This is a genomic window from Pseudomonas sp. NUPR-001, assembly GCF_052147955.1.
GTDB lineage: Bacteria > Pseudomonadota > Gammaproteobacteria > Pseudomonadales > Pseudomonadaceae > Aquipseudomonas.
This window is the reverse complement of sequence record NZ_CP197353.1, coordinates 3236295-3250068: the sequence shown is the minus strand read 5'-3', so window position 1 is coordinate 3250068 and position 13774 is coordinate 3236295. Positions and strand designations below refer to the sequence as shown.

General features: G+C 57.5%; 14 protein-coding genes. 5 read left to right on the top strand and 9 right to left on the bottom strand.

Annotated elements, in window-relative coordinates:
• A complete protein-coding gene (locus ACP6KB_RS14540) occupies window positions 1-1179 on the bottom strand; it encodes an efflux RND transporter periplasmic adaptor subunit (protein WP_442107575.1) in 1179 nt (392 codons plus the stop codon).
• A 157-nt stretch (window positions 1180-1336) separates the two neighbouring features.
• Here ACP6KB_RS14540 and ACP6KB_RS14535 point away from each other — a divergent pair, with 157 nt between their 5' ends.
• From ACP6KB_RS14535 to ACP6KB_RS14525, 3 genes are all read left to right on the top strand, one after another.
• Window positions 1337-2038: a response regulator gene (locus ACP6KB_RS14535; RefSeq protein WP_442107573.1), complete on the top strand. Its 702-nt coding sequence runs from the start codon at window positions 1337-1339 to the stop codon at window positions 2036-2038.
• Between the two features lie 7 nt (window positions 2039-2045).
• Entirely contained in the window at window positions 2046-3353 is a 1308-nt protein-coding gene (locus tag ACP6KB_RS14530; protein WP_442107571.1) for an ATP-binding protein, read from the top strand.
• Window positions 3354-3474: 121 nt separating this feature from the next.
• Entirely contained in the window at window positions 3475-3924 is a 450-nt protein-coding gene (locus ACP6KB_RS14525) for a hypothetical protein (protein WP_442107569.1), read from the top strand.
• A gap of 11 nt (window positions 3925-3935) precedes the next feature.
• On the opposite strand, the gene ACP6KB_RS14520 is transcribed toward ACP6KB_RS14525, so the two are convergent.
• From ACP6KB_RS14520 to napE, 5 genes are read right to left on the bottom strand one after another with little or no spacing between them, the layout of a single operon-like run.
• On the bottom strand, window positions 3936-4532 hold the full coding sequence (locus ACP6KB_RS14520) for a cytochrome c3 family protein (protein ID WP_442107567.1): 597 nt from the start codon (window positions 4530-4532) through the stop codon (window positions 3936-3938).
• Window positions 4533-4541: 9 nt separating this feature from the next.
• Window positions 4542-5027 (bottom strand): nitrate reductase cytochrome c-type subunit, encoded by a 486-nt coding sequence (locus tag ACP6KB_RS14515; protein WP_442107565.1) that lies wholly within the window; start codon window positions 5025-5027, stop codon window positions 4542-4544.
• A gap of 11 nt (window positions 5028-5038) precedes the next feature.
• Window positions 5039-7543, bottom strand: a complete 2505-nt coding sequence (gene napA, locus ACP6KB_RS14510) for a nitrate reductase catalytic subunit NapA (RefSeq protein WP_442107563.1) — start codon at window positions 7541-7543, stop codon at window positions 5039-5041.
• Window positions 7540-7800: a chaperone NapD gene (locus ACP6KB_RS14505; RefSeq protein ID WP_442107561.1), complete on the bottom strand. Its 261-nt coding sequence runs from the start codon at window positions 7798-7800 to the stop codon at window positions 7540-7542. The genes napA and ACP6KB_RS14505 overlap by 4 nt, the downstream gene beginning before the upstream one ends.
• A gap of 34 nt (window positions 7801-7834) precedes the next feature.
• A complete protein-coding gene (gene napE, locus ACP6KB_RS14500) occupies window positions 7835-8002 on the bottom strand; it encodes a periplasmic nitrate reductase, NapE protein (protein ID WP_442107559.1) in 168 nt (55 codons plus the stop codon).
• A 359-nt stretch (window positions 8003-8361) separates the two neighbouring features.
• Between napE and ACP6KB_RS14495 the strand changes: the two genes are divergently transcribed.
• Complete coding sequence (locus ACP6KB_RS14495) at window positions 8362-8451, top strand: 4Fe-4S binding protein (RefSeq protein WP_442107557.1); 90 nt, start codon at window positions 8362-8364, stop codon at window positions 8449-8451.
• Between the two features lie 160 nt (window positions 8452-8611).
• Window positions 8612-9082, top strand: a complete 471-nt coding sequence (locus ACP6KB_RS14490; protein ID WP_442107555.1) for a hypothetical protein — start codon at window positions 8612-8614, stop codon at window positions 9080-9082.
• Between the two features lie 426 nt (window positions 9083-9508).
• On the opposite strand, the gene ACP6KB_RS14485 is transcribed toward ACP6KB_RS14490, so the two are convergent.
• The 3 genes from ACP6KB_RS14485 to ACP6KB_RS14475 all read right to left on the bottom strand — a co-directional run bounded on the left by ACP6KB_RS14485 (window position 9509) and on the right by ACP6KB_RS14475 (window position 13735).
• Window positions 9509-9958 (bottom strand): hypothetical protein, encoded by a 450-nt coding sequence (locus ACP6KB_RS14485; RefSeq protein WP_442107553.1) that lies wholly within the window; start codon window positions 9956-9958, stop codon window positions 9509-9511.
• A 177-nt stretch (window positions 9959-10135) separates the two neighbouring features.
• Window positions 10136-10588, bottom strand: a complete 453-nt coding sequence (locus ACP6KB_RS14480; RefSeq protein ID WP_442107551.1) for a hypothetical protein — start codon at window positions 10586-10588, stop codon at window positions 10136-10138.
• 231 nt (window positions 10589-10819) lie between these two features.
• Window positions 10820-13735 carry a hypothetical protein gene (locus ACP6KB_RS14475; RefSeq protein ID WP_442107549.1) on the bottom strand — a complete coding sequence of 972 codons (2916 nt, stop codon included), beginning with the start codon at window positions 13733-13735 and terminating at the stop codon, window positions 10820-10822.
• Window positions 13736-13774: the final 39 nt, after the last annotated feature.

Genomic DNA, 13774 nt, shown 5'->3' with positions numbered 1-13774 from the left:
TCACTGGCCAGTGTTCTGAACGATGGACGGCGTGTGTTTGCCGGCGTTGTCGACCCGTACCTGGTCGCCTGGCGTGACGTGTTGCAAGCCTTCAACCACCACCCGATCGCCTGGAGCCAGGCCTTGGCTGACGATCCAGCGGTCGTTTTGCACGGCCCCGAGGACCACGGAGCGTTCCTGTATGCGTTGCTCGGCATCTACCAGCAACACCCGCGGCTGGCCGGCACTGTCACGCAAAATGGCACGCTGTGGCACGCTGATGCCTTGCTGCTTGATGGCCTGGTCAAGGCGTACGCGGATGAAGCTGCCGGGCAGCAGGTCGAGGTCTGGGTTGGGGAACTCGCTGCGCAGGGTGATCTGCCCGGTGCTGGGGTCAACGCTGATGTCGGAGAACAGCAACTTGCCCGGCAGTGGGTAAGGCGTGCCGTCATCCTGAATCAGGGTCGCACCGGCCTGATCCTGGCCGACCTGCTGCAGTTCACCGGCGCGCAGTGCGCGGCGCAGTGCATTGAGCTCGCGGGTTGACTGGGTCACGTCAGCGTGGATTGGGTCCAGCTGCTGGATGGTTGCCAAGGGGGTGCTTTCGTTCTGCCCAACCAAGGCGCCCTCGGTCACTAGCGCGCGGCCAATGCGTCCGGAAATCGGCGCCGTTACCGTGGCGTAACTCAAGTTCAGGCGCGCACGTTCCAGCGCCGCTTTGGCTTCGGCCACTGCCGCATCAGCCTGCATGAACGCGGCACGGGCGTTATCGTGGTCCTGGCGGCTGACGGCGTTGATGGCGATCAGCTCGCGGTAGCGTTCATCCTGCAGACGCGCCTGGTAGCGGTTGGCCTCGGCTTTGGCCAGGCTGGCCCGGGCACTGTCGTAGTCAGCCTGGAAGGGCGCCGGGTCGATGCGAAACAGCACATCGCCTTGTTTGACATCACTGCCTTCGCGGTACACCCGCTTGAGCACTACCCCGGCTACCCGTGCGCGCACTTCGGCCGTACGCGGGGCCAGAATGCGGCCATTGAGTTCGGTACTGATGGCCAGCGCTTCGACGCGTACGGTTTCGACGCTCACCGCGCTGGGTGGTGTTTGTTCCTCGTCAGGGGTGCTGTCTTTGCAGGCACTGAGCGGCAGGGCAACAACCAGCAACGCCAGCAAGGCGCGCAGACGGACAGGGCTTGAACTGAACATGCGGATCTTCCATAAATGACCCGGCAATGCTAAGGCAGGAGGCCAACGTCCAACTGTTAAGCTGTGTAGGCCGAGTGTGAAAAAGTGTGAAGGGTTGCGCTGGCGGCGCGTCAGGTCCTATATCCTTGCCTGACTTTCCCAGCCTGTCAAACTACCCATGCCCAACATCCTTCTGGTCGAAGACGACTGCGCCTTGTCTGAACTGATTGCCAGCTACCTGCAACGCAACGATTTTTGCGTCAGCGTGATTGCCCGTGGTGACCACGTGCTGGCCGAGGCCCGGCGCAGTAAACCGGACCTGGTGATTCTCGACCTGATGCTGCCAGGCCTTGATGGGCTGCAGGTGTGCCGCCTGCTGCGCGCCGAATCGCAGTCGTTGCCGATTCTCATGCTGACCGCCCGCGATGACAGCCATGATCAGGTGCTGGGCCTGGAGATGGGGGCCGACGACTATGTCACCAAGCCCTGTGAACCCCGTGTGCTGCTGGCACGGGTGCGCACCTTGTTACGCCGCAGTAGCATTAACGAGCCACGCCTGGACACCGACCTGATCGTGGTCGGCGGCCTGCGTATCGACCTGGCAGAGCGCACCGTGTTCTGGCGCGATCAGTCGGTGGAACTGTCCAGCGGCGAGTACAACTTGCTGGTGGTGCTGGCCCGTAACGCCGGGGTGGTACTCAGCCGCGACCGGATTCTGCAACAACTGCGCGGCATCGAATTCAACGGCACAGATCGCTCGGTCGACGTGGCGATTTCCAAATTGCGGCGCAAGTTCGATGACAGCGCCGGTGAAGCGCGCAAAATCAAGACGGTGTGGGGCAAGGGCTACTTGTTCAGTCGTTTGGAGTGGGAGTACTGATGCCAGCATGCTGAAGATTCTGGTTCGCCTGTACCTGGTCATCATCGTCGCTTACGCAGGTGCACTGCTGCTGATTCCCGACGCGATTGTCGGTGCCTTCCATGAGCGCTTCATTGCCTACAACCTGGATCAGGCCAAGGGCGTACAGAAGCTTATCGTCGAGCGCTTTCGTCAAGTGCCCGAGGCGCGTTGGCCGACGGTGGCCGACGAGCTGGCGGCCGATTTTGCGCCGCTGCAAATCGAGTTGCGCCGTCAGGACCAGCTCGGCTTGCCGCCCGCCGATCAGGTGCGACTGGCGGGCGGGGAGAATGTCGTGCAGTTGGGCGACTGGGGCTATTACAAGTCTGCGCTGGCGCCGCTGGATGGCACCTGGGCGGTGGAACTGCGTAATCCCCCGGATCCGATGGACATCAACCTGCTGTCCTGGGGCGTTACCGTACTGATTGTTGCCGCCTTGCTGGGCTGCCTGTTGCTCTGGGTCTGGCCGCACTGGCGTGATCTGGAACGCCTGAAGGAAACCGCGCGGCGCCTGGGCCAAGGGCAATTGTCGGAGCGTACGCACATCCCGGCGCGTTCAAACATCGGTGAACTGGCCCAGGTGTTCGACACCATGGCCCAGGACGTTGAGCGGTTGCTGACGCAGCAGCGCGAGCTGCTCAACGCCGTCTCGCACGAATTGCGCACACCCTTGACCCGCCTGGATTTTGGTCTGGTGCTGCTGTTCGATAAAGTGCCCAGCCATTGCCGCAAGCGTCTGCTGGAGCTGGTCGGGCATGTGCGGGAGCTGGACGAACTGGTGCTGGAATTGCTGTCGTACAGCCGCTTGCAGAACATCGACCAGGCGCGTGAGCGCGTTGAAGTGTCGTTGCTGGAGCTGGTCGACAGCATCCTTGGCAGCTTTGCCGAAGAGCTTGATGGCCGCGGTATCGAATGGCAGGTGTGCGCTGAAGACAACCTGCCGCGCTTTATTCTCGACCCACGCTTGACCGCCCGGGCGGTGCAGAACCTGGTGCGCAACGCGATGCGCTACTGTGACCGGCAGCTATTGTTGCGCCTGAGTCTGGATGCCGAAGGACACTGCCTGCTGACCGTTGAAGATGACGGTATTGGCATTCCGGCGGACCAGCGTGAACTGATTTTCCAGCCGTTCTATCGGCTTGATCGGAGCCGTGACCGTGCTACTGGTGGTTTTGGTTTGGGCTTGGCAATCAGCCGACGGGCGATCGAGGGGCAGGGCGGCACCTTGACCGTTCAGCAATCGGCGCTGGGCGGGGCACAGTTCAGAATCCGCCTGCCACGCAGCACTCCCCGGTAGGAGCGGGCTTGCCCCGCGATAGCGGTCCATCTGTCACATCGCCTCGCGGGGCAAGCCCGCTCCTACAAGCGCGTAGGGGATCTACACTTAATGTGGCTGTTTTTTTTTCGCGGAGCTGATCATGTGCAGATTATCGCCTCTCGGCCTTTGCCTGCTTGTGTCACTGGCGGCTGCCCCGGCGCTGGCCGAAACGGTGGTGCCGCTCAAGGGCCAGAGCTCGCAGCAAACCCAGCAGGACATCAGTGAATGTCACACCATCGCCAACAGCAGTACCAATACGGCGCCAGTGGCCGGCGGTCGGGTGCGTGGTGCGGCGGTCGGTGCTGCCGCCGGTGCAGTGGGGGCGCAGGTGCGGGGCAACCAACACGACGAAATCTATGACCGCGTCGACGACGATGTGAAGCAGGACTACCGGCAGAACCGCGCCAAAGAAACCGCAGCCGCGGGGGCCGTGGTGGGCGGTGCCCATCAACGCCAGGAGCGTCGTCAGCAACGCCGCAGCAACGAGTCGAACGCTGCTACGGCGTATACCAGCTGCCTGCAAGGCAAGGGTTATCAGGTATCGCCCTGACTAGCCTCTGGCTACCAGCCTTTGACGCCATGCATGTCCGGCAGCCGGTGGGCGATGCCTTTGTGGCAGTCAATGCAGGTGGCTTCCCCTTTGGCCAGTGAAGTCGAGTGCATGGCCGCCGCGCGCTTGCTCTGGCGGGTGAAGTCCATGAATTCGAAGTTGTGACAGTTACGGCACTCGCGTGAATCGTTGGCCTTGAGCCTGGCCCACTCGTGTTCGGCCAGTTCCCGGCGCAGTTCGAGGAATTTGTCGCGGGTATCGATGGTGCCGAAGATCTTGCCCCACACCTCTTTGGAGGCCTGCATCTTGCGTGCAATTTTGTGCGTCCATTCGTGCGGCACATGGCAGTCGGGGCAACTGGCGCGTACTCCGGAGCGGTTGGTGTAGTGGATGGTCTCCTTCAACTCGACGAACACGTTGTCGCGCATTTCGTGGCACGAGACGCAGAATTTTTCCGTGTTGGTCAGCTCCAGTGCGGTGTTGAAGCCACCCCAGAAAATAATCCCGGCAATAAAGCCGCCCAGGGTCAAAAAGCCCAGGCTGAAATACACGCTCGGCCGACAGAGGATGCCCCAGTATTCCTTAAGCAGGGCGAACAGTGCTTTCATGGCGCCTCCTCAAGGTTTTTTCGTGGCGTTGGCGTCGTCTTGCAGGATTTTGTCGATGGTTTCGAAGCTGTTGCCCACCAGCGGCTTTACCTCTTTTTGCGGCACATGACACTGGTTGCAGAAGTAACGCCGTGGCGACACCGCCGCCAGCGCCTGGCCGTCGCGGTCCATGTAATGGGTAATGCTGATCATCGTTGCCTGGCTGCGCGCGCTGTTGGCACGGCTGTGGCAGGACAGGCACTTGTTGCCATTCTTGTCGATCTGATAGCCACGAATGCTGTGCGGAATGGTTGGTGGCTGGTCGGGGTAGTTGCGCTCGCGCTTGAGGTCTTTGTTTTCATCGTTGGCAATCGGCGGGGCCGGCATGCTCTGGGTCAAGGTGCCGCCGGGCCGACGCCCGTCGGGGCCTGGGGCATCGAGCGGATAGTCGACGTCAGCGGCCAGGGCCACACCGATCACAGCGAACACAAGCAACGGCAAGACTCGAAAAGGCATGATGGGTCTCCTCAGGCCACGCTGATCAGCTCGATGCGGATGGCGCATTTTTTGTAGTCGGTCTGCTTGGAGATCGGGTCGGTGGCATCGAGGGTGACTTTGTTGATCAGCTTGTTGGCGTCGAAGAACGGCACGAACACCAAGCCTTGCGGTGGCTTGTTACGCCCACGGGTTTCAATGCGCGCGCGAATTTCGCCACGCCGACTGATCAGCTTCACCTCACTGCCGCGCCGTGCATTCAGCGCCTTGGCATCTTCAGGGTGCATGTACACCAGGGCATCGGGCACCGCCTTGTACAGCTCTTCGACGCGCTGGGTCATGCTGCCGGTGTGCCAGTGCTCAAGCACTCGCCCAGTACTCAGCCAGAACGGATACTCGGCATCGGGCGCTTCGGCGGGCGGCTCATAGGGCAGGGCGAAGATGATTGCCTTCTTGTCCGGATAGCCATAGAACTGCACGCCACTGCCAGCCTGGACATAAGGGTCAAGGCCTTCACGGTAGCGCCAGCGGGTTTCCTTGCCGTCCACCACCGGCCAGCGCAGGCCGCGTTCGCTGTGGTACTGATCAAACGGTGCAAGGTCGTGGCCGTGGCCACGGCCAAACTGGGCGTACTCTTCGAACAGGCCTTTTTGCAGGTAGAAGCCAAACGCCTTGGCTTCATCGTTCTTGAAGCCTGCTTCCAACTGCTCGACCGGGAACTGGTCGACCTGGCCGTTCTTGAACAATACCTCGTACAGCGTTTTACCCTTGTATTCAGGTGACTTGGCCAGCAACTCGGCGGGCCAGGTTTCGTCAGTGGTAAAGCGTTTGGAAAACTCCACCAGTTGCCATAAATCCGACTTGGCGTCACCGGGGGCGCTGACCAGTTGGTGCCAGAACTGCGTGCGGCGTTCGGCGTTGCCGTAGGCACCTTCTTTTTCAACCCACATGGCACTGGGCAGGATCAGGTCGGCAGCCTGGGCCGATACGGTCGGGTAAACGTCAGAGACAATCACGAAGTTTTCCGGCCTGCGCCAGCCCGGCAGTACCTCCTGCATGATATTGGGGCCGGCATGCATATTGTTGCTGGCCTGGGTCCAGTACACGTTGAGCACGCCATCTTTGAGCATGCGGCTCTGCTGCACGGCATGAAAACCGACCTTCTCCTCGATAGTGCCCGCTGGCAGTTTCCAGATCTTTTCTGCAGTGGCGCGATGCTTGGGGTTGCTGACCACCAGGTCTGCGGGCAAGCGGTGCGAGAAGGTGCCGACTTCCCGTGCAGTGCCACAGGCTGAGGGTTGGCCGGTGAGCGAGAACGGGCTGTTGCCCGGCTCGCTGATTTTGCCAGTGAGCAAATGAATGTTGTAAATCAGGTTATTGGCCCACACCCCGCGGGTGTGCTGATTGAAACCCATGGTCCAGAACGACACGACCTTGCGCTTGGGGTCGGCATACAGTTCGGCCAGGGCCTTGAGCCGTTCTGCCGGCACCCCGGATTCCTTGGCCGCGCGCTCCAGGGTATAGGGACGCACGAAGGCGGCGAACTGCTCGAAATCGATGTCGCTCCAGGTGTTGGCCTTGTCGGCGTTCTTGGCTGCGGTTTCCAGCGGATTGTCCGGACGCAGGCCATAGCCGATGTCTTCGGCGCCGTGGGCGAAGCGCGTGTGTTTACTGATGAAGTCTTTGTTGACCGCGCCACTTTCAATGATGTGATTGGCGATGTAGTTGAGGATCAGTAAGTCGGTCTGCGGCTTGAACACCATTGGAATATCAGCCAGTTCGAAGCTGCGGTGTTCGAAGGTCGACAGCACCGCGACCTTGACCTGTGGCTGGCTCAGGCGCCGGTCGGTGACTCGGCTCCAGAGAATCGGGTGCATCTCGGCCATGTTCGAGCCCCACAGCACAAAGGCGTCGGTGGCTTCGATGTCGTCGTAGCACCCCATCGGCTCATCCATGCCGAAGGTGCGCATGAAACCCATGACCGCCGACGCCATGCAGTGGCGGGCGTTAGGGTCGATATTGTTGCTGCGAAAGCCAGCCTTCATCAGCTTGTTGGCGGCATAGCCTTCCCACACCGTCCATTGCCCCGAGCCAAACATGCCCACGGAGCTGGGGCCTTTGTTCTTCAGGGCCGCTTTGAACTTGGCCTCCATAATGTCGAAGGCCTGCTGCCAACTCACTGGCTGGAACTCGCCCTGTTTATCGTACTGGCCGTTCTTCATGCGCAGCAGCGGTTGCGTCAGGCGGTCGGTGCCATACATGATCTTTGACAAGAAGTAGCCCTTGACGCAGTTCAAGCCCCGATTGACCTCGGCTTTGACATCGCCATGGGTGGCGACCACCCGGTTGTCGCGGGTCGCGACCATCACACTGCAGCCAGTGCCGCAGAAGCGGCAGGGCGCCTTGTTCCAGTCCAGGGTGACCATGTCCGCTTCAGTGATCAGGTTGCTGGCGCTGGTGTAGATCGGCAAACCGGCTGCCGCTGCGGCAATGGCGGCGGCCTGGGCCTTGGCGAATTCACGGCGGGTCATGCTCATTGGCTATCTCCTGCGGGGTCGAGGAGTTCGTGATAGATCAACGCCGCATTGAGGACGCCCGGCAAATTGTTGATCAGATCGATGCGTTGCAGAATCTGCTGTTCATCCGTGGTCTCAAGCACAACGACCAACTTTCCGGCCGCACTTTGCTGATGCAATTCAAGGCCATCAAGCAGGCGCAAGTTGGCTTTCACGGCCTCAAGCAGTTCAGGGCGGGCAAGTACTACAAGGCTGGCAATATGCACAGTGTCGTCCATGCGCTGGCTCCAACAGTCACAGTGAGATGTTGATTCAACTGGGTGGCCCCGGCGGGCCATAGAGCAATTGCAAAAACCAGATGATGAAGCCGTAGCCACCGACAATCGCCACAGACAGTAGCGGGAAGAGGAAGGCGACCAGGAAGATGAACAGCCGGGCTTCCTTGCGACGCACAGGTTTTTGTTCTTCAGCCGTTGGCATTGAATGCGCTCCGGGCGGACCTTGCATCAGCGTAGATCAGGCGATTTCAAGGGCTGAAGATTATCGATTGAATTAGACCGACGGTGCGTTTATTCGCTGTTTTAATGTGCCGGTGGTGGAGTTTAATCTAAATAAAGACGCAAGTAATTATCATTTATTTTGATGGTTTGAATAATGGCCCTATTATTTTTGTCAGGTGCGTGGCAATGCTTTGTCTATTAGCATTTGCTCAGCTTCCAAAGGGCTGCGCCATGAATACTTATGCCGTAAGTGATGCGTGTATTGTGGATGTGGGTGAGGGGTGCGACGCTTGTATTGAAGTATGCCCGGTGCATTGAATCGATAAGGCTGACAAAAAAGTGGAAGTTGACCACGATATTTGTATTAGTTGTGATATCTGTATAAGTGCCTGTCCCGTTGATGCAATATCACATAGCAGTGCTGCCTGAACGGCGCATGATATTGGCGGAATAGCGTTCAGGGCTACTCCAATTTTAAATAGCCTGCAGAAGCGTTGCTGGAATTCGGATAGCCTGATAAAAATGCTAGTTGTTGAGTATTGTCAGTCTGTGTCTAATGGGGTGTCACTTATCTTCCAAGGAGTTTGACATGACCTATGTATTCGATTCAGCTTGCCCAAAAAAACTGTTCAGTAGCTACAATGGAACGGCGTACAGCACTGAGGATTTTGCCATTCGTGAGTTTTCCAGGTTGATTTTCAAAGTGGTGTTCATCAATAACACTGCCAGATCTGCACGATTACTCAAGCCTCAGGCGTGGGCCAATGTGACAAATTTTACAGATCCTGTTTTTGTTGAGCTGGAGTACGACTACGAAGTACCTGAGCATGAGGTTCATCCTGGCGATAGCTTTGCAATGAAATGGGATATAAATACTCAAAACATCCCTGAGGTGTACAGGAATTTAACCCTTCGTCCGATGTTTTCGTGGGGCGCGGCTCAGCAGTTGTATCTGGCTTTGCCTATCAAGAGTTTAAGTGTCCAGTGTGAGCCCGCGCGTCACGATGCTGCTGCGCTTGGCCAATTCATTCAGCTGGAACCGGGCAAGGGGCCGAAATAGCTATTGGCTTGAGCGGGGCCAGCGTTTTATCTTTAATTCAATCTTCCTCTGATGCCCTACGAATCTGCAGTAATTAATGCTGTGGCTTCGCAGGGCAAGAGACGTTAGTAAGTCAAAATTCTGCTAGGTTTTGTACGAAAAGTAGGGTCACCCATCGGCGCTCCCATAACACTTTTCGTACAGGCCCTAGGTCTGTGTTATCGAAAGCTGATTATGCGTTATACGCGCTGCCTACGGGGGCGTAACCTGATAGAAAGGTCAGATGTAATGTCCGTGCTACTGTAGCAGCTAATATTGAGTGGCTCACTGATAAGGCAGTAAAAGTCAGGGGATAAAAAGGCCAAGGCCCGAGCTAATTCGGGCATTGGCCTTGTGCAACGGATCAACATTGGATTTTTAGCGTGAAGTTATTAGCGTAGCGACAAGTCAATAGGTAAAAGTAATATTGTCTATTTGCATCTTTCCTGTTTGGTCGGATTTTGCCTCGAAATAGACCAATTTTGTGCGTTCTGCAAATTGAATCGTAACCCATTGATTGGGGCCGTAGGCTACCTTTGGATATTCTTTTCCTTTTTCGTCTACATAGTGAATATTAACAAATGCTCCGACCCCCAGTCTCATGCTCGTGGCCGCCTGATGCAGCTCAATATAGCAACGTCCTTGGACAGCATAGCCCCTGTCTTCGCCAAACAGATAATTCTCGCTAATAAATGGGGGGATCTCGGCGCTTCTTATCTCGATCACGTCGTTTGTGGCGTATAGCCTACCGAAACCGAGATCCCTGGGTTTATCTTTCCAGATTCTCTCATTTGTGGTGAACTGTGAAAAATCAAGTGTGTCAGTGCGGGTGGATGCGGACGCTGTCATGGTGTTCATGTAAGTTCCTCTCTTAATGAGCAGTAGGCTGAAGCGTGCAGCTTAGACTGGAGTTGCCATTTTTATATAGGGGGCTCCTGGTTGTAACCTGATAAAAATGTCAGGTGCACCTGCCTTGGCCTTGTGTAACGAATTAACATTGGATTTTTAGCGTGAATTCATTAGCGCAGCGACAGGTCAATAGGTAAAGGTAATATTGTCTATTTGCATTTTTCCTTTATTGTATTCGAATCTTGCCTCGAAATAGATGAGTTTTGTGCGTTCTGCAAATTGAATCGTAACCCATTGATTGGGGCCGTAGGCTACCTTTGGATATTCTTTTCCGTTTTCGTCTACATAGTGAATATTAACGAATGCTCCGACCCCCAGTCTCATGCTCGTGGCCGCCTGGTGCAGCTCAATATAGCAACGTCCTTGGCCGGCATAGCCGTTATCTTCACCGTAGAGATAATTCTCGCTAATGAACGGAGGGATCTCGGCGCTTTTTATGTAGATCAAGTCGTTTGTGACGTATAGCCTGCCGAAACCGAGATCCCTGGGTTTGTCTTTCCAGATTCTCTCATTTGTGGTGAACTGTGAAAAATCAAGTGTGTCAGTGCGGGTGGATGCGGACGCTGCCATGGTGTTCATGTAAGTTCCTCTCTCAATGAACAGTAGGCCGAAGAGAACAGCCTAGACTGTGGTTTCTATATATACATAAGAGTCTCCTGGTTGTAACCTGATAAAAATGTCAGGTGCATCGGACTTGTTTCTCTGGTATTCGATAGGAAAAAGGCCAAGCCCCGAGGGGACTCGGAGCTTGGCCTTGTGCAACGGATCTGCAGTGTGAATTGAGCTTGAAGTTATTAGAGTGGCGATAGCTCAATAGGTAATAGTAATATTGTCTATTTGCATCTTTCCTGAGCGGTCGTATTTGGCCGCAAAATAGATCAATTTTGTTGGCTTATCAAAGTGGATCGTAATCCATTGATTTGAAGCGTAGTCTACCTTCGGGTATTCTTTTCCTGACTCGTCTACATAGTGAATTCTAACGAACGATCCGACCCCCAGCCTGATGCTCGTGGCCGCCTTGTGAAGCGCCAGATAGGCTTGTCCCTGGCGGGCAAAGCCGTCGTCTTCACCAAATAGATAATTACCTGTAATGAACGGGGCGATCTCGGTGCTTCTTATCTGGATTTCGTTGTTATCGCAGTGTAGCCAGCCGAAACCGACATCCCTGGGTTTACCTTTAAAGATTCTTTCATTTGCGATGAATTTTGAAAAATCAAGATAGTCGCCCGCCGCCGATGCTTTCAACTTCAGGGTTTCAACCGGAAAGATAATTGCCGCTGACTCCTCAACTGCGCGATCAAAGCTGACCTTCGCGGTAATAGTCAACGCACTGTCAGGGGCAAGCTTTTCCAGTTCACTGCGCAGCAACGGCACGCTTAGGCCAGTGCCCTCCTGCGCCGGGCTGACTTCCACGGCGCGGGCCGGATAAAAGCTGTAGGGCAAACCGTTGGCCAAGGTGGCATCGACGCTGATCCAGTAGCGCTGGCCTGCACCAATCAGTTTCCATGGCGCCACGGTGATGGTGGCGTCACCTGAGAAGGTGCTGAGGTCGAGCACCCCCGCCTGGGCCTCTGGCACGTTCGGCTTGGGCAACTCGCTGGGCGGCAGTGTGTTCACCCGCAGTGCCAGTTCCTGAGAGGGTTTGCCCGGCTGGCCATTGCGTGCTACCGCATAGATCACCGTGATGGTCTTGCCCTGGCTTGCCGCGACGATCGCCGCCGGGATCGGGAAATCGACGGAGCCAAAAGCATTGCCAGGTTGCTGATCGGTGATCAGTGAGTCGGCGTCGTTGCGGCCGGTCCAGGCCACGGCCAGGATATCGGTGCTGAGCATTCCCTCATAACGCACCCGTACGGTGGCGCCAGTCAATGCATTGATCGGATCCAGTGTGCCGGAAGGCGCCTGAATCACGCTTGGCGGCACAAAGTTTTCACCCGCCTGGCGCTGCACCTGGAACGTCAGGGGCCGCGAACCGCCCGAACCGCCACTGGCGCGCTGCACCTGGTAGCTCACGCGCACCTGTGTGTTGAGATTGCCGATGATGTACGGGGTGTAGGCCACGCTGAAACTGATGGGGAAGCCGAGGTTGTCGGGAGTGACCTTGATGCTGTTGGTAAAGCTGGCCTCGGCCAGTCCGGCCCAGCTGAGGGTAATGGTGTCGTTTATGGCTTTACCCTGGTAGTTGGGGACGACCGCCTGGGTGCCGGAAACTACGGTGTCGGGGTCGAGGAGGGCGTCCTGCACGCCGTTGACCGAGGGTTCGGTCAGATTGGCGATCTGGCCAACGACTTTCAATACGCGGGTGTCCGACTCGTTACCTCTGACCTGGTAGTGCAGGCTCAATGAGCCATCGAGCAAGGGGGTGATGAAGGCCTTGGGCACGAACAGGTAAACAGGTTCACCGACCTCATTCTGGGTGATGTCCTTGGGGAAGCTGTCGCTGGACGGGCTGCCATTGGCGTCCTGGCCGCGGACGAACAGCACCAGGCGGTCGCCGTCGTCCATGTTGGGGTAGGGCAAAATGCGCACCGTCGCCCCGCTTGGCGGCAGATTGTCCAGCTCGAGCTCATCACCCGGGGCTTGCTCGACATCGGGCGCAGGCAAACGCTGGGCCTCGCCGATGACTTCGAACGAGGTGCGTTTGGAATGTTGCTGGCCGCGACTGGAACTCACGCTGTACTTGATCGCCACTGTGCCACCGGCACTGGCCTTGACAATGGCGTTGGGCACTTTGAACTCGGTCGGCAAACCGTCGCCTTTCTCAGGGACTGTGAACGAATCAGTGTGCTCGACAGGGCCGCCCACGGGCGGGCGACCGAGCCAGGAAAGGCTGATCTCGTCTTTTTCGGCCATGCCATCGTAGGACCGCACGCGGACGCTGGCATCACTACCACCCAGCTTGTCCAGGTCAAGCTTGCCGTCCACGGCATCAAGGGCATCCGGGGCGCGCAACAAGCCAGCACCGACCTCGACATCGACATGGAACTTGTTCGACCACAGCGACCAGTTGTTGACGATGTCGCGCACTTCGTACTCGACCACCACCGGCCCGGCACCGGCCTGCTCGATGATGGCGCGGGACACGGGCAAGGCAATGGGCTGGTTGACCTCGGGCGCGGTCACCAGGTGCTCGACAAAATAGCCGCCCCAACTGAGGTTGATCCTGTCGCCCTCGGTCATGTTCAGGTAGGGCGGCACCGTGGCGACGATGCGGTCGGCATCGGCGTCTTCGACCAGCACCGGTACCCCGGTGACGGCGAGCAGGTTTTCATTGACCTCGGGGGTGGAAGGGATCGGGTCGGTGCCGCCGGGTACATTGGTCTTGACCCGGATATCGAGGGGGAAGGACTTGCGCACGTTACCGCCAATGGCGCTGGTAATCAGGTAATGCACCGGCGGAGTGCCGTCCTGGATGGCGAGGCTGGGCACATTAAGGGTAACGCTGCCTTGCTCGATATGCTCTTCGGTAACCAGGCGGGTATCGACCAGGCGGCCGTTCCAGAACAGTTCGACGGTGTCGTTGACCAGCATTTGTGGATAGGCGGTGATCAACACCTGCACCGGGACGTTGGGGTCAGAGATGTCTTTGAGGCGAATACCGCCGTTGCCCTCGGCAGTCGGGATGCGCGGTTTGGGCAGGGTCGGGTCAGGGTCTTGAAACAGGCTGAAGGGGTGCAGGCTGGCGAGCAAACGGCTTAAGGCACTGAGGCGATGGTAGGTGGTCATGACGATTCCTGCTGGCTGCTTGGGTGGTCGGGTGTGACG

Bases quoted from the DNA above. Each gene is read 5' to 3' on its own strand.
- ACP6KB_RS14540 (WP_442107575.1), bottom strand. From the start codon at position 1,179: ATGTTCAGTTCAAGCCCTGTCCGTCTGCGCGCCTTGCTGGCGTTGCTG.
- ACP6KB_RS14535 (WP_442107573.1), top strand. From the start codon at position 1,337: ATGCCCAACATCCTTCTGGTCGAAGACGACTGCGCCTTGTCTGAACTG.
- ACP6KB_RS14530 (WP_442107571.1), top strand. From the start codon at position 2,046: ATGCTGAAGATTCTGGTTCGCCTGTACCTGGTCATCATCGTCGCTTAC.
- ACP6KB_RS14525 (WP_442107569.1), top strand. From the start codon at position 3,475: ATGTGCAGATTATCGCCTCTCGGCCTTTGCCTGCTTGTGTCACTGGCG.
- ACP6KB_RS14520 (WP_442107567.1), bottom strand. From the start codon at position 4,532: ATGAAAGCACTGTTCGCCCTGCTTAAGGAATACTGGGGCATCCTCTGT.
- ACP6KB_RS14515 (WP_442107565.1), bottom strand. From the start codon at position 5,027: ATGCCTTTTCGAGTCTTGCCGTTGCTTGTGTTCGCTGTGATCGGTGTG.
- napA (WP_442107563.1), bottom strand. From the start codon at position 7,543: ATGAGCATGACCCGCCGTGAATTCGCCAAGGCCCAGGCCGCCGCCATT.
- ACP6KB_RS14505 (WP_442107561.1), bottom strand. From the start codon at position 7,800: ATGGACGACACTGTGCATATTGCCAGCCTTGTAGTACTTGCCCGCCCT.
- napE (WP_442107559.1), bottom strand. From the start codon at position 8,002: ATGCCAACGGCTGAAGAACAAAAACCTGTGCGTCGCAAGGAAGCCCGG.
- ACP6KB_RS14490 (WP_442107555.1), top strand. From the start codon at position 8,612: ATGACCTATGTATTCGATTCAGCTTGCCCAAAAAAACTGTTCAGTAGC.
- ACP6KB_RS14485 (WP_442107553.1), bottom strand. From the start codon at position 9,958: ATGAACACCATGACAGCGTCCGCATCCACCCGCACTGACACACTTGAT.
- ACP6KB_RS14480 (WP_442107551.1), bottom strand. From the start codon at position 10,588: ATGAACACCATGGCAGCGTCCGCATCCACCCGCACTGACACACTTGAT.
- ACP6KB_RS14475 (WP_442107549.1), bottom strand. From the start codon at position 13,735: ATGACCACCTACCATCGCCTCAGTGCCTTAAGCCGTTTGCTCGCCAGC.